17 protein-coding genes are annotated in these 17,415 nt (G+C 53.1%); 5 read left to right on the plus strand and 12 right to left on the minus strand.

The window, feature by feature from the left end; translation table 11 throughout:
• Positions 1–26: 26 nt before the first annotated feature.
• The 6 genes from ACETPC_RS18715 to rppH form a co-directional block, all read right to left on the minus strand.
• Complete coding sequence (locus ACETPC_RS18715; RefSeq protein WP_380184005.1) at positions 27–572, minus strand: prepilin peptidase-dependent protein; 546 nt, start codon at positions 570–572, stop codon at positions 27–29.
• Positions 563–1,012: a prepilin peptidase-dependent protein gene (locus ACETPC_RS18720; RefSeq protein WP_380183978.1), complete on the minus strand. Its 450-nt coding sequence runs from the start codon at positions 1,010–1,012 to the stop codon at positions 563–565. Before ACETPC_RS18720 ends, ACETPC_RS18715 begins: the two co-directional genes overlap by 10 nt.
• A gap of 478 nt (positions 1,013–1,490) precedes the next feature.
• Positions 1,491–2,285 carry a thymidylate synthase gene (gene thyA, locus ACETPC_RS18725; RefSeq protein ID WP_380183980.1) on the minus strand — a complete coding sequence of 265 codons (795 nt, stop codon included), beginning with the start codon at positions 2,283–2,285 and terminating at the stop codon, positions 1,491–1,493.
• Positions 2,282–3,163 (minus strand): prolipoprotein diacylglyceryl transferase, encoded by an 882-nt coding sequence (lgt, locus tag ACETPC_RS18730; RefSeq protein ID WP_380183982.1) that lies wholly within the window; start codon positions 3,161–3,163, stop codon positions 2,282–2,284. Before lgt ends, thyA begins: the two co-directional genes overlap by 4 nt.
• A 142-nt stretch (positions 3,164–3,305) precedes the next feature.
• Positions 3,306–5,552: a phosphoenolpyruvate--protein phosphotransferase gene (gene ptsP / locus ACETPC_RS18735; protein ID WP_380183984.1), complete on the minus strand. Its 2,247-nt coding sequence runs from the start codon at positions 5,550–5,552 to the stop codon at positions 3,306–3,308.
• Positions 5,553–5,564: 12 nt separating this feature from the next.
• Entirely contained in the window at positions 5,565–6,089 is a 525-nt protein-coding gene (gene rppH, locus ACETPC_RS18740) for an RNA pyrophosphohydrolase (RefSeq protein ID WP_380183986.1), read from the minus strand.
• Positions 6,090–6,774: 685 nt separating this feature from the next.
• On the opposite strand from rppH, the gene mutH reads away from it, so the two are divergent.
• The 4 genes from mutH (at position 6,775) to ACETPC_RS18760 (ending at position 10,081) form a co-directional block, all read left to right on the plus strand.
• Positions 6,775–7,461: a DNA mismatch repair endonuclease MutH gene (mutH, locus tag ACETPC_RS18745; RefSeq protein WP_380183988.1), complete on the plus strand. Its 687-nt coding sequence runs from the start codon at positions 6,775–6,777 to the stop codon at positions 7,459–7,461.
• A gap of 69 nt (positions 7,462–7,530) precedes the next feature.
• On the plus strand, positions 7,531–8,241 hold the full coding sequence (locus ACETPC_RS18750) for a TerC family protein (RefSeq protein WP_380183990.1): 711 nt from the start codon (positions 7,531–7,533) through the stop codon (positions 8,239–8,241).
• Positions 8,242–8,644: 403 nt separating this feature from the next.
• Positions 8,645–8,860 carry a YgdI/YgdR family lipoprotein gene (locus tag ACETPC_RS18755; RefSeq protein ID WP_380183992.1) on the plus strand — a complete coding sequence of 72 codons (216 nt, stop codon included), beginning with the start codon at positions 8,645–8,647 and terminating at the stop codon, positions 8,858–8,860.
• Positions 8,861–9,040: 180 nt separating this feature from the next.
• Positions 9,041–10,081, plus strand: a complete 1,041-nt coding sequence (locus ACETPC_RS18760; protein ID WP_380183994.1) for an NADP(H)-dependent aldo-keto reductase — start codon at positions 9,041–9,043, stop codon at positions 10,079–10,081.
• 332 nt (positions 10,082–10,413) lie between these two features.
• Here the strand turns inward: ACETPC_RS18760 and lplT are convergent, their stop codons facing one another.
• Positions 10,414–11,622, minus strand: coding sequence for a lysophospholipid transporter LplT (gene lplT / locus ACETPC_RS18765; RefSeq protein ID WP_380183996.1), 1,209 nt, complete (start codon positions 11,620–11,622; stop codon positions 10,414–10,416).
• A complete protein-coding gene (aas, locus tag ACETPC_RS18770) occupies positions 11,615–13,780 on the minus strand; it encodes a bifunctional acyl-ACP--phospholipid O-acyltransferase/long-chain-fatty-acid--ACP ligase (protein WP_380183997.1) in 2,166 nt (721 codons plus the stop codon). Before aas ends, lplT begins: the two co-directional genes overlap by 8 nt.
• A 549-nt stretch (positions 13,781–14,329) precedes the next feature.
• Here aas and ACETPC_RS18775 point away from each other — a divergent pair.
• Positions 14,330–14,704 carry a SymE family type I addiction module toxin gene (locus ACETPC_RS18775; RefSeq protein WP_380183998.1) on the plus strand — a complete coding sequence of 125 codons (375 nt, stop codon included), beginning with the start codon at positions 14,330–14,332 and terminating at the stop codon, positions 14,702–14,704.
• Positions 14,705–14,758: 54 nt separating this feature from the next.
• On the opposite strand, the gene ACETPC_RS18780 is transcribed toward ACETPC_RS18775, so the two are convergent.
• The 4 genes from ACETPC_RS18780 to ACETPC_RS18795 all read right to left on the minus strand — a co-directional run.
• Positions 14,759–15,007 carry a hypothetical protein gene (locus ACETPC_RS18780; RefSeq protein WP_380183999.1) on the minus strand — a complete coding sequence of 83 codons (249 nt, stop codon included), beginning with the start codon at positions 15,005–15,007 and terminating at the stop codon, positions 14,759–14,761.
• Positions 15,000–15,647 (minus strand): hypothetical protein, encoded by a 648-nt coding sequence (locus ACETPC_RS18785; RefSeq protein WP_380184000.1) that lies wholly within the window; start codon positions 15,645–15,647, stop codon positions 15,000–15,002. Before ACETPC_RS18785 ends, ACETPC_RS18780 begins: the two co-directional genes overlap by 8 nt.
• A 473-nt stretch (positions 15,648–16,120) precedes the next feature.
• Positions 16,121–16,723 (minus strand): hypothetical protein, encoded by a 603-nt coding sequence (locus ACETPC_RS18790; RefSeq protein ID WP_380184001.1) that lies wholly within the window; start codon positions 16,721–16,723, stop codon positions 16,121–16,123.
• On the minus strand, positions 16,707–17,415 hold a 709-nt coding region (locus ACETPC_RS18795), incomplete at its 5' end, for a hypothetical protein (protein WP_380184002.1). The genes ACETPC_RS18790 and ACETPC_RS18795, both read right to left, overlap by 17 nt.

Raw genomic sequence — 17,415 nt, forward strand, 5'->3', positions numbered from 1 at the left:
CAGCGCGCCGCTCCCCTGCTGCGCGTTCATAAATTTTCCGCCGTAATCCAGCGCTCGATGCTCAGCGGCAGCCGGGGAAAACGTCTGTCGTAGCCCTCGAGCCGGATGCGGATCTGTCGCGCTTGCCTGCTGATATGAAGATCGCTAATGACCGCTACGGCCGGATCGTTCATTTTTTCCCATCCTCCGCTATCGCAATTATCCACGCCGCGCTGCGCCTCCAGGTTGCTGTCGCGCAGCCGGTAGCCGTAATAATCGCTGTCTTCGCGGCCTGGCTCTTCCCATTTGCCGTTGCTGTTTTCATCCCAGCGCACCAGCAGGCAGGGGGCGCCCGAAATTTTTAGCGCCTCTCCCTGACATTCGCCGTGACAGTAGCCAGCGCGGCGCACGCTTTTTTCCAGGGTGCCCATTATCAGCTGTAGCTCTTCCTGCAGCTGAAAAGTTTGCAGGATGCGCAAATTACCGAGCTGAAGCAGTGGCAGAAAGCGTGCCGCTCCCAGCATCAGCACGCCGCTAATCGCCAGCGCAATCAGCATTTCTGGCAGAGTAAAACCCAACTGCTTCACGGACAGGCTCCTTTGCACAGGCGCACCCTTGCGCGAGAAGAAAGGATGATATGCCGTTCTCCTGCTGCGTTGGCGATAACAATCCGCCCTGGTTTTGCTACATTGCGGCGGCCATAGAAGCCCATGCCTTCCGTGAGTGAAACCATTTTTATTTCTGGCCAGGGCGCAAGCAGCGTTTTACGCTGGCGAGCTGAACAATGCGGCTGCATGGGGCCGCTGCCAAGGCACCAGGAAGTGCCGCTGGTTTTCCACAGTAGTGCCTGCTGGTTGTGCCAGTTAGCCTCGCTGCGCAGACGCAATAAAAAATGCTGAATTTGCCGCGCGCTGGCGTTCAGGCGTTGCGTCTGTTGCCACTGCTGCCAGCCGCTAATGCCGCTGATAGTCAGCAGGCTGGCAATTGCCATAACTATTATCAATTCCGCCAGGGTAAAGCCTTGTCTGTTCATGCAGGCTATTGTGATACCGTCAGCTAAAGTTACCAGCGGCAAAAAACGATAATGTGAGGCGCTTTCCAGAGGTTTAACCCCTGCAATTTTCATCGACATTTTTTTACGAAGCGTCTCGCAAAAAGACGGTTTTACTGCCTGTTTGGGAAGGGTTTTAGCTAAAGAAAAAACAGCAGAAAGGGGTAAGCAGAGCGAATAAAAAAGGGAGCGCATTTGCGCTCCCTCTTCAGATGGCTAACAAACCTAAAATGCTTCTGGATTTTGGCTTTTTTACAGCAACACAGAAGTCTTACAGCGGCAGAGGCTGAGCGGATAAGTGGACCGTTTGGCGCAGGGACGCGCCAACCGAGCCATCAGGGACGATTTCACGGCGTGTCCATGTTCCGCTCTGCCTCTGCTGCTCTGTCACAGAGTTAAACGCAACCTGGGGTTTGCCATCAACCTCAAAAGGGAGCGCATTTGCGCTCCCTTTAGTCAGTTAGATGGCGACCGGAGCCTTAATGGCCGGATGCGGGTCATACCCTTCGATTTCAAAATCTTCAAAGCGATAGTCAAACAGCGAGGCCGGTTTACGCTTGATGACCAGCTTCGGCATTGTGCGCGGTTCGCGCGTCAATTGCAGGTTCGCTTGCTCAAGGTGGTTGCTGTAAAGGTGCGTATCGCCGCCCGTCCAGACAAAATCACCCGGCTCAAGATCGCACTGCTGCGCAACCATATGCACCAGCAGCGCATAGCTGGCGATATTAAACGGCAGGCCCAAAAACACATCGCAGGAGCGCTGGTAAAGCTGACAGGAGAGCTTGCCATCCGCTACGTAGAACTGGAAGAAAGCATGGCACGGTGCCAGCGCCATTTCGTCAAGCTCGCCTACGTTCCAGGCAGAGACAATGATGCGGCGCGAATCCGGATCGCTTTTTAGCTGCTGCATGACTTTCGCCAGCTGGTCAATCTGGCGGCCATCTGGCGCGCCCCAGCTACGCCACTGTTTGCCATAAACCGGGCCGAGATCGCCGTTTTCGTCGGCCCACTCATCCCAGATAGTGACTTTGTTTTCTTTCAGGTAAGCAATATTGGTGTCGCCGTTCAGAAACCACAGCAGCTCATGGATGATAGAGCGCAGATGGCACTTTTTAGTGGTGACCAGCGGGAAGCCTTCCTGCAGGTTGAAGCGCATCTGATGACCAAAGATCGACAGCGTGCCGGTGCCGGTACGGTCATTTTTCGGCGTGCCCTCGTTGAGCACTTTTTGCATTAATTCCAGATACTGCTTCATTTTTCCTCACGAACTTGTTGCGTAGCACGGCGGCGGTAGGCCCAAATCATCATGATCGCGCCAGCGATAATCATCGGCGTCGAAAGGATTTGTCCCATGCTGATAAAATTGTCGAACAGGCCAAGCTGGGCGTCCGGCTGACGGAAATATTCCACGATAAAGCGGAACAGGCCGTAACCGATCAGGAACAGGCCTGAGACCGCGCCCATCGGGCGATTTTTACGGATAAAGATATTCAGGATGATAAACAGCACTATGCCTTCCAGCAGCAGTTCATAAAGCTGGGAAGGATGACGCGGCAGCACGCCGTAAGTGGTCAGCAGGGACTGCCACTCTGGATGGGTCGTGACCAGCGCCACGTCTTCGCCGCGAGAGCCGGGAAAGAGCATTGCCCACGGCAGATCGGGCGCCACACGGCCCCAAAGTTCACCGTTGATAAAGTTGCCCAGACGGCCAGCACCCAGCCCAAAAGGGATCAGCGGCGCGATAAAATCCGCTACCTGGAAGAAGTTACGTTTAGTGCGGCGGGCAAACCACAGCATAACGCAGATAACGCCAATCAGACCGCCGTGGAACGACATGCCGCCGTCCCAGACTTTGAACAGATAGAGCGGATTATCCAGAAACAGCGGCAGGTTGTAGAACAATACGTAGCCAATACGGCCGCCGAGGAATACGCCCAAAAACCCTGCATAGAGCAGGTTTTCTACTTCTTCTTTGGTCCAGCCGCTGCCCGGCTTGTTGGCACGACGCACGGCGAGCCACATGGCAAAGATGAAGCCGACAAGGTACATCAGCCCATACCAGTGCAGGGCGATCGGCCCGACGGAGAAAATTACTGGATCAAATTGGGGGAAAGCCAGATAGCCGTTAGTCATCTTTCACCATTGTTAATAGTCCCTGATCTCAGGTGACGGAATGATAAACCAGCGCGCGTGCGGCGCGGCACAGAGGCGCGCATGATAGCACAGGCCGCACGATGGCGGCCCGATGGAACTTTGTAAAACATTGAGAAGCCGCCTAGCGGCCGCCGCGGATCAGGCCGCCCAGCCCTCGCCGCTCCATAAAAGCTGCGACCAGATGGCGCACTTCGCTGGCCTGTTCCGACTGTAGCCCGGCCTCTGCCAGCTTCTGCGCCTCTTCATAATCAATATGATGCAGCAGGTATTTGACTCTGGCGACGTTGCGCCCGTTCATGCTCAGGTGATGGTAACCCAACCCAACCAAAAGCGCGACGCAGCTGGAGTCTCCGGCCATTTCGCCGCACAGGCAAAGTTCGATATTGGCCCGTTTCGCCTCTTCCGCGATAGATTTCAGCGCACGCAGCATCGCTGGATGCAAACTATCGTACAGATTGGCGACCCTGGTGTTGTTGCGATCGACAGCCAGCAAATACTGCGTCAGATCGTTGGTGCCGACAGAGACAAAATCGACCCGCTTCGCCAGATGCCCAATCAGGAAGATCATGGACGGAACTTCGATCATGACGCCGACGCGCGGTCTGGGGATTGGATAGCCCAGCATCTCTTCGACTTCCTGGCCCGCACGTGCAATCAGCCTGAGCGCCTCGTCGATTTCATCAATGCTGGTGATCATCGGCAGCAAAATGCTGAGATTATCGCTGGCGACGTTGGCGCGCAGCATCGCGCGCACCTGAACCAGAAAGATTTCTGGCTGGTCGAGCGTCAGGCGGATGCCGCGCCAGCCCAGACAAGGATTTTCCTCGCTGATAGGCATATAGGGCAGCTGTTTATCCGCGCCTACATCCAGCGTGCGCAGCGTGACCGGCTTTTCCAGGAAGAGTTGCAACATGCCCTGATACTGCGCAACCTGCTCTTCTTCTGAAGGAAAGCCGTTTTGCAGCATAAAGGGAATTTCCGTACGGTAAAGTCCGACACCATCCACACGGCTGCCCTGCGCCTGCTCGTGTTCCGCGCTCAGGCCAGCATTGAGCATAACTTTTATCGGCTCGCCCGATTTTAGCGCTGCCGGTCGCTCAACAACGTCTTCCGCCAGCTTGCTTAGCTCGTTTTCCTCGCTGATTAGCCGCTGATATTCCTGAACCAGCACGGGTTCCGGATCTACCAGCAGTTCGCCGCGATAGCCATCTACGATCAGCAGCCTGCCGTTGAGGGCTTCCGGCTGGATATCCGCGCCCATCACGGTAGGAATACCCATCGCGCGCACCATGATCGCCGCATGCGAGTTGGCTGCGCCATCCCTGACTACCACGCCAGCCAGACGATCGTGCGGCAGCTCGGCAAGCGTGGTTGCGGTCAGCTCGTCTGCCACCAGCACAAAACGCTCGGGCCAGGTATTGGTGCCCTGCATAGTATCGTCGAGGTGGAACAACAGGCGCTGCCCCAGCGCACGCAGATCGCCAGCTCTTTCTCGCAGATAGCTATCCTGCAGGCTGGCGAACTGTGCGGCAAATTTCTCGATAACTTTTTTAACCGCCCATTCCGCTACGGAACCGTTATCGATCTCCGCATAGAGATCTTTTTTCAGCCGGTTATCGCTAAGCAAGTGCGAGTAGAGATCGAAAATTGCCGCGCTTTCTTTATGCACGCTGGCGGTAAAACGCTTGCTGTAACGGCGGAACTCACCGGATGCCTCGTCCATCGCCAGCGACAACCTTTCGCGCTCGCGCACTGCGTCCAGCGTAGATGCCGCCGAGACGGTATCCAGCGAAGGCTGATTGCTTTCCACCCAGCCTGCCGCCACCGCTACGCCTGGCGCAGCCGCCAGCGCACGCACGCGAGTTTGCCGATACTGACCAAATAAGGCATTCAGCTGCGACTGGGAAAGAATGGTGGCCATTTGGGTGGCCAGCGTTACCAGGAAAGATTCTTCGCTTTCGTCAAACTGACGGTGCTCGCGCTGCTGGACTACCAGCACGCCCAGCAGCTGGCGACGGCTGATAACCGGTACGCCAAGAAACGAGCGGAAGCGCTCTTCTTTTACGGAAGGAATATATTTGAAGCTGGGATGGCTCTGCGCATCCGCGAGGTTAATAGGCTCCGCCAGACGCCCTACCAGCCCGACGATGCCTTCATCAAAGGCCAGCGCGACGGTGCGGCCGCGCGGCTTTTTCAGGCCGCGCGTTGCCATCAGGTAATAGCAGCGCCGCTCGTGATCGGCCAGATAAACCGAACAGACTTCGGTATCCATCGCCAGGCAGATTTCGCTGACCAGAATGTCGAGCGCCTCGGTCAGCCGGGGCGCTCCTGCCACTTTCTCCACTATCTCGCGCAGCTGTGTAAGCATAATCTGAGCGGCTTACCCTCTCTTCCGTCGATAAGGCGTATTTCGCGGTACGGCGTTCTCCTGCAGCGGCATCACTACGCCAGCGAACTCTTTCATTACCCGGCGATAAACATCGCGCTTGAAAGAGACCACCTGACGCACCGGATACCAGAAGCTGACCCAGCGCCAGCCATCGAACTCTGGCGTGCTGCTGGTTTGCATGTTGATATCCGCGTCATTGCACAAGAGTTGCAGAAGAAACCACTTCTGTTTCTGGCCGATACAAACCGGCTTTGTGTCCCAACGCACCAAACGTTTTGGCAACTTATAGCGTAACCAGTTTCGGGTAGAGGCAAGGATGCGCACATCTTTGCGGTGTAAACCGACTTCCTCAAAGAGTTCTCGATACATCGCCTGTTCTGCCGTTTCGCCAGGGTTGATACCTCCCTGGGGAAACTGCCAGGAGTGCTGGCCATATCTTCTGGCCCACAGCACTTGTCCCTGCCTGTTACAAATTACGATACCAACATTCGGGCGGTAGCCATCATCATCGATCACTGGACTACCTCAAACTAAAACTCGGATAGCCTGATTGTTTCATACTCCTTACAGGCGGTAAACCACTGCTTTTCGGGCCTCGCAGGGCGTTATGGCGGGATAACTTATAAACATTAGCGAAGTTATAAACAGAAATTGCCATTTTTGGCCGATCTTATTCACCTTTTCTGTGGATATCTTTGTGCAGAACCCTATTAACCGTTGGGGAAAACTTTTCTTTGGCCTGGCGCAGGCTGCCATAACGCCCTGTTTAACTCTCTATAAGAATTGAATTTTATGCGATCCGGATCTGCTTTTTTCTGTTTGTCATCCCGTTGTCATACCAGGTTGTCAGGGAGGTGGCGAAAGATCGAGCGCCGGCTTTTTTATCCACAGGATATGTCGTTATGATAAGCAAAAAAAAGCAAAAAAGCGTAGAAATGGCGGCGTCAAGCCTGTAAATCGAAACAGTGTTATTGTAAAAGCCGACTTATCCCATTTTTCTGTGGATAACTACGTGTAAGATCCTGTTTATTGCCGGTGTGCAGACGGGCATAACCTTTTTCATTGCGGCGAACAGCTGAGCCTGGACGATAAAAAGGCAAGCATAATCATGCTATTATTGCACTTTTCCCCTGAAGTAAGCCGGGGCGTTATACCCTGACAATGTGCTGTATATTATTTAACCAACCAAGGAGGCTGAACTATGCCTGCTCTCTTTTCCCCGGTTTTACCGCCCGAAAACGAAGCCGTTTTACTGGAACGGGCGCGTCGGCTGGCAGGCTTTACGCTGGGCGAACTGGCGCAGGAGGCCGATCTGGCTATTCCACCCGATCTTCGGCGCGACAAAGGCTGGGTAGGCATGTTGCTTGAACGCTATCTGGGCGCCAACGCTGGCAGCAAGCCGGAACAGGATTTTGCGGAAATTGGCGTTGAGCTGAAAACTATCCCAATTGATGCACAGGGCCGTCCGCTGGAAACCACCTTTGTTTGCGTGGCACCGTTGACCGGCAACAGCGGCCTCGTCTGGGAAAGCAGCCACGTACGCCATAAGCTGGCCCGGGTACTGTGGGTACCGGTTGAAGGCGAGCGCGCTATTCCGCTGGCCGATCGCCGCGTGGGCGCTCCGCTGCTCTGGAGCCCTGACCAGCAGGAAGAAGAGCTGCTGCGGCGCGACTGGGAAGAACTAATGGATATGATAGTGCTGGGGCAGGTTGAGCGCATCACGGCCCGTCATGGCGACGTGCTGCAAATCCGGCCTAAAGCGGCTAACAGCAAAGCCCTGACGGAAGGAATCGGCGAAAACGGCCAGCCGATAATGACCTTGCCCAGAGGTTTCTATTTAAAAAAGACATTTACAGCCCCTTTGCTGGCGCGTCATTTTTTACTGTAAAGCTTTAGCTGACCAACAACCGGATGAGTATACTCTTCGTTTACCTTTCGTTTAGGATGCGACCTCTGTATGTTTGACTGGCTTGCCGATCCCAACGCCTGGCTGGCGCTGGGCACATTGACGATTCTGGAAATCGTTCTGGGTATTGATAACATTATTTTTCTTTCACTGGTGGTGGCTAAGCTCCCCAAACATCAGCAAAATGCCGCGCGGCGTGTAGGGCTTGCGGGCGCGATGCTGATGCGGCTGGGCCTGCTGGCCTCGATTGCCTGGGTTATTCGCCTGACTACGCCGCTGTTCACCCTGATGGATCACAGCTTCTCAGCGCGAGATCTAATTTTGCTGTTTGGCGGACTTTTCCTGCTGTGGAAATCCAGTATGGAGATCCATGAGACCATTGAAGGCGGCGAAGAGGCCCAGAGCAGTAACGTCCATTCCTTTGTCGGCGCAATAGTGCAGATTATGCTGCTGGATATTATTTTCAGCCTTGATTCCGTTATTACCGCCGTTGGTCTTTCCGACCATTTAATTATTATGATGGCGGCGGTAGTTATTGCCGTGGGCGTGATGATGTTTGCCGCCCGTACTATCGGCGAATTTGTTGAACGGCATCCTTCGGTAAAAATGCTGGCGTTGACCTTTTTGATTCTGGTCGGCTTTACGCTGATCCTGGAAAGCTTCAACATCCACGTGCCTAAAGGCTATATCTATTTCGCTATGTTTTTCTCTATGGCGGTAGAGTGTCTGAATCTGCTGCGCGGCAGAAAAAGCCGGGCATGAAAATAAGCCAGCCGGCTATATCGGCTGGCTTCAGACTGCTGACAAACCTGAACCCTTCATCAGGACTACCTCTTTTTACAGCAACGCTGCAGCTTGATAGCGGTAGAGGCTGAGCGGATAGGTGGGCGCATGGACGCGCCAACCGAGCCATCAGGGACGATTTCACGGCGTGTCCATGTTCCGATCTGCCTCTGCTGCTCTGTCACAGATTTAAACGCGACCTGGGGTTTGTCATCAACCTCAAGCCAGCTGGCTATATCGGCTGGCTTTATTGCGTCTACTTTTTAATCGAAGTCAATAGCCGCGCGTGCCGTCGCTTTTTTTTCGGAGTTATGCGGTTAACGCTTTCTGTAAAATGCGCTATTACTGATCGCAGGCAAATTCCAGGCTAAGGGAGCTAACTATGAAGTTGATGTCAGGCGCGGCCGTGCTGATGCTGGCTACGCTGCTCGGCGGCTGCAGCAGTGATTACGTAATGGCGACAAAAGAAGGCAAAATGATTATGACCCAGGGGAAACCGGAGATCGATGCCGATACCGGCCTGGTGAAGTATACCGATCGTTCCGGCCATGAGCTGCAGATTAACGGCGACGATGTTTCTTCTATTGTTGAACGCTAGTCTCGCCCTGCCACCTGACGCTTTCAGACGGGTGGCTTTCCGCCGCACTTACCGCTAAATCCGCTCTTCCCCCTGCTTCGCCCGGCGGTTATAGTCAAAAGCCGGATCTGGCATCTGCTTTGGCAGCTTTACCCCACACGCCAGGCCGGTCTTTTAATAATGAAAAAAGGAAGCCGGCAAATGCATTATCATCGTATCCCCCACAGTACGCTGGAGATCAGCAGCCTGGGTTTAGGCACCATGACGTTTGGCGAGCAAAACAGCGAAGCCGATGCGCACGCGCAGCTTGACCTGGCGTTTCGCTCCGGCATTAACCTTATTGATACCGCCGAAATGTATCCTGTGCCGCCGCGCCCGGAGACACAGGGATTAACCGAAAGCTATATCGGTAGCTGGCTGAAAGCGCGCGGCAACCGTGAGAAAGTGATCCTCGCCTCTAAAGTGGCAGGCCCGGTGCGCGGTGCGGACGCCTCAATTCGCCCGGATCAGGCGCTGGATCGCAAAAATATTCGTCAGGCGCTCGAGGCGAGCCTGAAAAGGCTGAATACCGATTATCTGGATCTTTATCAGCTGCACTGGCCACAGCGACAGACCAATTATTTTGGCCGTCTGAACTATGAGTATGTGGAAGATACTGCCACAGTCACGCTGCTGGAGACGCTGGAGGCGCTGAACGAACAGGTTCGCGCGGGCAAAATTCGCTATATCGGCGTCTCCAACGAAACGCCGTGGGGCGTGATGCGCTATCTGCAGCTGGCAGAAAAGCACGAGCTGCCGCGTATCGTTTCTATTCAAAACCCTTACAGCCTGCTTAACCGCAGCTTCGAGGTTGGGCTGGCAGAGATCAGCCAGCATGAGGGCGTGGAGCTGCTGGCCTATTCCTGCCTGGCTTTCGGTACGCTGAGCGGCAAATATCTGAACGGTGCCAAACCCGCTGGCGCGCGCAATACGTTGTTCAGCCGCTTTACCCGTTACAGCGGCGAGCAGGCCCAGCTGGCGATTGGCGAATATGTCGCGCTGGCGAAAAAACACAATCTTGACCCTTCGCAGATGGCGCTGGCTTTTGTGCGTCAGCAACCTTTCGTGGCCAGTACGCTGCTGGGGGCCACGACGCTGGAGCAGCTGCAGATGAATATCGACAGCTATAATCTGACGCTGAATGAAGAAGTGATGCAGGCGCTGGAGGCGATCCATCGCCGCTATACTTTCCCGGCGCCGTAAGTCGCTTTCTGCCGGAAAGTTTAAAATCTGGTAATAAAAAAGGGCGGAAGATTTCCGCCCTTTCAGACTGCTGATAAACCTAAACCGTTTTTGGATTTTGGCTTTTTTCTACAGCAACACAGCTGCTTGATAGCGGCAGAGGCAGAGCGGATAAGCGGACCGTTTGGCGCATGGACGCGCTAACCGAGCCTCCACGGATGGATTAACGGCGTGTCCGTGTTCCGATCTGCCTCTGCTGCTCTGTCACTGATTTAAACGCGACCTAAGGTTTGTCATCAATCTCAAAGGGCGGAAGATTTCCGCCCTTTCCTGTCGGAATAACAGCTTTACTTTTAAGCCTTGCCGTTACGCTTTTGCGCCAGCTGCCAGCCCCAAAGCACCGCTATCGCCAGCGCAAACAGCGCGCCGAACCCTACGCCAGTTGCTACCGGCGGCGCGCCCAGTTTTATAGCCAGAGAATACAGTCCCAGCATCAGCAGCATTGCGCCATTTTCACCGAGGTTTTGTACTGCAATAGCATTGCCTGCGCCGACGCTCTCTTTACCTCGCATCTGCAACAATGCATTTAGCGGCACCACGAAGAAACCGCCCAGCATGCCGATAACGATCAGCAGACCATAGGCGCCTGCGGCAGTATGCTGCAAGGCAAAAAACACTACCGCCACGCCTATCAATACGCCCGCTGGCATACATCTGCCAACGGTTTTCAGCGTTACCAGCTTAGCAGCCGCGCCTGCGCCAAAAACGATGCCAATAGCCACCATCGCGTTCAGCAATGTAGGCGTTTTGTTATCCGTGATGCCCAGCGCCACCGGCACCCACAGCACCAGCAGAAAACGCAGCGTCACGCCCGCGCCCCAGAAGAGGCTGGTGCCCACCAGCGAAAACCGCGTTTCGCCATCCCGCCAGAGCGTGCCGCAGGCCCGGAAGAAGCTGGACGACATCCGCAGCGGATGCCAGCTTTGCCCTGCCCGCGCCGCCGCCAGCTTAGGGATAAGCAGATTAGCCGCTACGGCCAGCGCGTAAGCCAGCACGCAGGCGATAAGCGCGCCGGTCAGGTTCCAGTCCGCCAACACGCCGCCCGCAATCGAGCCCAGCAGGATAGCGGCGATGGTGGAAGACTCCATCAGGCCGTTAGCTTTAACCAGGGTTTCGCCATCGGTGATTTCGCCCAAGATACCGTATTTGGCTGGCGAGTACGCCGCTGCGCCAATGCCAACCAGCGCATAGCCGATAAAAGGGTTAAAACCGAAGCAAATGGCCAGGGCACCCAACAGCTTAAGGCCATTGGCAAACATCATTACGCGGCCTTTAGCAAAGCTGTCTGCAACCTGGCCGACAAAAGGTGCCAGGATGATGTAGGTGGCAACAAAGACCATTTGCAGCACCGGCTGGCTCCAGTCCGGATAAACCAGCTGCTTAAGAACGGCAAGCGTGGCGAACAGCAGCGCATTATCGCCGAATGCCGATAAGAACTGGGCGGCAATTACCGCCATCATGCCCCGAGAAAACAGCGATTTATCGCCGGTTGCATTATGCATTTTCTGACGTAGCCTCCGGCTCTTCAGCCATTTTTTTCAGCGTGACAAAATCCGGCTTGCCGCTGCCCAGAAGCGGCAGCTGTTTCAGGAAGCGAATATCGCGCGGTACCGCTAACTCCGGCGCGCCCAGCTCACGGGCGGCACGCTGGAGGCTTTCGCGGTTTAGCTCTTTATCCGTGGTAAAGAGCACCAGCGCCTCGCCGCGGTTGCCATCCGGTTTGATTGAGGCAGCATGTTGTTTCTCCGCTGACGCCTTCAGCGCAATCTGCTCTACAATTTCCAGCGAGACCATTTCGCCAGCCAGTTTGGCAAAGCGTTTCGCGCGGCCCTGGATCTGGCAGAAGCCGTGCTCATCAAAGCTGACGATATCGCCGGTATCGTACCAGCCCGCTTCCATCTCACCTTCGCCGTTATCCGCCTGCGGTGCTTCCAGCACACCCGGTTTTTCGACCCGAAGGTAGCCTTTCATGATATTCGGCCCGCGCAGCTGTAGCTGACCTCCCTGCTCTATGCCCGGAACGGCAATCAGGCGTGAATCCATGCCTGGCAGGATCCGCCCTACGGTATGGTTTTTTGCTGCCATCGGCACGTTGATCGCCACTACCGGCGCGCACTCTGTCACGCCATAGCCTTCCAGAATGCGGATGCCGAATTTATCCATCCAGGTCTGGCGCGTGCCTTCCTGCAGTTTTTCCGCTCCGGCCACTACATAACGCAGCCGCGCGAAATCATACGGATTGGCGAAGCGTGCATAGTTGCCGAGGAAAGTAGAGGTGCCAAACAGCACGGTACAGTTTCGATCGTAAACCAGCTCCGGAACGATGCGATAGTGCAGCGGGCTTGGGTAGAGAAACACTTCTGCGCCGGTCATCAACGGCGTAAACAGCCCAACCGTCAGGCCAAATGCATGGAACAGCGGCAGCGCGGACATAAATTTATCGCGCGGCGTAAAATCTGCCACCGTACGGATTTGCTCGACGTTCGCCAGCAGGCTTTTATGCGAGTGCACCACGCCTTTTGGATTGCCTTCCGAGCCGGAGGTAAACAGCACCATCGCCTCGTCTTCTGGCTGCTGCGCCACTTCGGCGCGCTGCGGCAGCAGCAGGTGGCCCAGGATCCAGAGCTTGTCCTGCGTGGTCACGGTATCTTTCAGGTCTTCCAGAAATACCCATTTGGCTTCGGTAAGCTGCTCGGGCAGATGCCAGAGTTTGCCTTTATCCAGAAACTGGCGTGAAGTAAAAATGGTTTTTACCTCTGCGGCCTTGAGCGCGCTGCCCATGCCCTTAACGCCCGCGGTATAGTTGAGCATTGCCGGGATGCGGCCACGCATTGACGCGCCCAAAATAGCGGCGGCGGTAACGGTAGCGTTTGGCAACAGCAGGCCAATATGTTCGCCTGGCGAGGTGTAGCGCTCCAGAATACGGCCCACGCCCAGCGATTTTTTCAGCAGCGCCGTGTAGCTATCTGGCTGGAAGTTAACGTCTTCGATGCAAAGTTTGAAGTAGCCATAGCGCGTGCGGGCAGCCAGGAATGCCTGGTAAAGCGTCTGGCGCGGGCGCACTGCCATCCTTGCTTCCATCATAATATGGTGCAGATGCTCGCCAGCCAGCTTGCGTCGCTCCCGCGCGGTTTTTGCTTCCGGCATGGGAATAGTGGTTGCGGGCAGAACAGTCAGGCTGATTCGGGGAAAAAGGCGACGCTTAAAAACGCCTGCCAGGCGGCCAAACGGCGAAAACTCTGCGCCTTCTATACGCATTGGCACCACGGTAGCCTGGGATTTTGCCGCGACGAAACCCGCGCCGTCGTAAATTTTCATTAAGGAGCCGGTTACGGTAATCCTGCCTTCAGGGAAAATCACCACAGGCCGGCCCTGATTGACCGTTTTCACCAGGTGTTTGATTGAGAGCGGCTTAGTGGGATCCAGCGGTACGAAATCGACCAGCGAACGTACCCAGCGCATATACCACTGCTCGCTAATTGAGGAGTAAACCGCGAAAACCGGCTTCACCGGCAGGAACAGCGCCAGCAGCATGCCGTCGAGAAACGACATATGGTTGGGAACAATCAGGACCTTTTGCCGATGCAGCGGGGAAAGATCGCCAGCCAGGCGGGTACGAAACAGTAGCCGCACCAGCAGCCGAAAAAATGAAAACAACATGCCATCTCCTTAGCAAGTAAATTTGCCTGTAACGATGCAGGATATGCCAGCGCAAGACAATGCCGAACGATGAAATTTAAGACGCACCCGCTCAATTTATGCTCAGACTTTACAGTATTACAAAAAGTTTTGCGGCACGGCTCGATAAAATGGTTACCCGGTTTGCTCTTCGCAAGGCTCAGGATGGCTGGCAGATTCGGTATGGTGGTGATTTTCGCCGTAGTGACGTTGGCCTTGTTATCAGCTTTGAGCGATATGCCCAGTCGGTGGTAATGGCATTGCTGTTTGCCAGGCTGATATATCCGCCGCTTTACAGCGTCGCTGCCTGTCCGCTCAACAGGCGGTCGGAATAAAATAAATTAATCCTGTTCCGTGGAGCCAGCTCGCATTTTTAATCCGCATTTTCAATGAGTTTGCATAGGGTAAGGTGTATATTTAGACAGGTTAAAACAGAGAAGGAAGAGCAGGGAATAAGATTATTAGCGCGGCGGTAAAGGGCTGCAACCCAATATCGCCGCTGACCACAAACCAACTAGCAAGGAGTTGATTATGGCTGAGCAACATCATAAGCCAGAGGTTGCCGCACCCACAACCCGCTATTATACCGTGGGTTATGTCAGCGACGCGAAGTATCAGCCGCTGCCGTCTATTCATTTGAAAGGCCACTGGCTGGAAGATGTCGGGTTTGGGACAGGGACGCCGGTTAACGTGCGGGTGATGCAGGACTGCCTGATTATTACCCGCCAGGAGCCGCAGCCTGAGCCGCCCGCCGAACCGGAGGTGGTGACCACGCTGCGTAAGGCCTGTAAGAAGCTGTCTGAACGTAAGCAGCGGGAGATTGCGGCCTATATAGAGCTGGTTGCCACGCCGCAAAAGCGGCCACGCAAGGTCCCTGATGGAGCTGTGGAGTGGCGGTCGATTTGAGGTAAGCGCTTGGTTGTAAAGTATAAATCCCAGCCGTTTGGCTGGGATATTTTTCTAAATTAAACCAAGAGATTCAGGTAGATCTTTAACATATTCACTTTGATCGCCGATATATTCTTTAGATATATTTCGAAAAATATTGGCCAGATCATTTCTATCCTGTGCATCCATAAGCTGAAGTTCAGAAGCCATTTGTTCTAAAGCTTCCACTGCCAAATCAGGATCAAGCAGATTTTCATTTGTGAACTCTAAAAAAATAGCAAGATCTGCAATAACTTTAACGAGTTTAATATTGTTATTCATTGATGACTTTCACCTCAATATTTTTAATACCTAACTCATCGAACATTTTTTGTGCCCGGTTAGCTTGGGCTTGGTTAGGAACTTCCCATCGACCGGTCACCCCATTATTTTTAAGGGCTTGCGACTGGCGAACTGCTTGATCTTTAGCTTTTTGAGTAGTCACAACAGATACTTTCCTATCAATCATTACATTGCCATCAACTCCATCAAAGCGAACAGGTTTATTAACACCGTTGGCGTCAATTCGATCAATACTAGGGACTTGTCCTTTCTGAGTTTCAATATTGGAACGAGCACCTGAAGCAGAGTCATTGTAGTTCCTGGCTCGCTGGCTCATGCTTGCATTTTCATCGACCCATTTAACCTTAATTTCATCACTGGCTTTATTGATCAGCTTCGAGGCTTCCGCCACGTCACCTTTAGCCAGCGCTTTTCTTGCCGTCTTAATTATGCCAGCGGCAACCCGTTTTCCTGGAATAAGAGATGCAGCTACTGCCAGATAATCAAGAGCGCTTTCAGCTTCTGCCGCACTTTTTATCGTACCTGCAACCGGCACAAAATCCACACCCGTCGACAGGATATCTTTCAGCGTTTCCCGCCGCTCGGTATACATCTTCACCGAACAGGCTTCAGCGCTCATACCGGCGCAGTTTTCCTGAATATATTTTTCGTTTTGTTCCTGAACTCGTTCTTCAGCTACCTGTTGCGGTGTCTTATTTGCCGCTAATGCATCTGTTAAATCACTCAGCGCATTATTCTCAACAACATTGTTATCCGGTGTTCAGCCTGGTAACGAGATTACTTTTTTCCTGTTCCGTTTTGATACCCGGAGCGTTTTTCCCCGACGCGCTTTCTGGCCCATAACACGCTACCGCACGGCCGTGGCGTTGTATCTGCACCTGCGCATTTTACCAAAGTTACCGCTTTCGTTATTGCCGGTTACCCCTACTTTTATAAGAAGAAGATGATCCAATGGATTCAAAGGGGTTCTCTGGAGTGCTCTACGATACAGGATATATTCCTGAGATCAGGAGCGAACGTTTTGGCTGCCTGACCCGCAGAGATTGACGGCTAAAATGAAAAACTCCCGGCCTCTTCAGATCCGGGATTTCTTTACATATTTAACTTCCAAAAATTCATACCATTAATAACCCAGTACTGCTCTTTATCAGGAACCAGTAATCCAAAATCATTATTTGCCTGTGCATTCCAGTCTGAGGGTACCGACGTTTCGTGATGTCTATCCCAATCTGTATGGTGATATATTTTCTTATCGAAGTTGATATAAAATTTAGGGAGACGCATTCGCCAATTATCCCATTCAGGAGATACTGGCTCTACAAGAGTTGCTAAAAACTTTTCGATATATTCATAGAATTTAACAATACTCACAGCATCTCTATTTGAGATAAAGAAAGCGCGCATCCAGTCCGTTGAATAAATGGTTACGTTATTCTTTAGAATGTAATCCTTGAAGTTATCTTTGGATAAAACAGGAACTCCATTTCTAAATGAACTAACAGCCTGTTCATACAGATCTGCTTTCATCCATCCTTTATCAATATAAGCCTGATACTCCGGCCTTACATCAATACAATAATTTTCTTTACTATCAGCGACATAGTAATGAATGCCATCTAAAACAAAAATGGCTATATCTTTTTCTCCGTTAAGAATACTATCGAGCAAGCTCTGATAATTACTTTCCAAATTCATTAAGAAACTCCTCTTTGGTCAGTATGCGAGCATTTGATGAATTTTCCTCAATTAGTTTATCCCAAACTTTAGGCAATTCAAGAGATATACTAGGTTGCCCTTTCGTCGGATCAACAATTTTAGGTGCATTGGGGTCTTTAGTGACTCCTGGGATCGGCCTCTGAGGAACAGCCGCATCCATTATCTGCTTATGAAGTTTTGCATCTACTTCAAAAACAACTACGGTACCATCCTGTCTTCTATTAGTAAGGTAGTATGCAGCATGGTTTGGTCCATTAGTACTAACACATAACTGCCCACTACATCCTGAATTGATAGTTACACTTCCATTTGGATTTACAGTAATTCTGTTCTGACTCGTTTGTGTTCCACTACCACCACCTTCAACCCGAAAATACGTTTCTGAGGATGATTTTGAAGAAGAAGCCGCAGACATTCCTGGCTTACCGCCAGGCCTGACAGCTACAACCGACATGCCCAGTGCACCCGATACTATATTACCTGCGGCTACCCAGGGATCATCACCTGCGATCAGCTGTCCGGCTCCTGTTCCAAGCTGATACGCGCCGCCAAGAGCCGTTGCTCCCCTGACCACCGTTCCCAGCGGCCCCGATGTCGCAAGCAATGCCGGAGTACCAATTTCCGCCTGAGATTCGTGAAGTGACCAGCCTCCTAAAATACTTTCAGCAGTT

Origin of the sequence: Pantoea sp. sgz302252 (genome assembly GCF_042610525.1) — a bacterium.
In the GTDB taxonomy this organism is placed as follows: domain Bacteria; phylum Pseudomonadota; class Gammaproteobacteria; order Enterobacterales; family Enterobacteriaceae; genus Erwinia.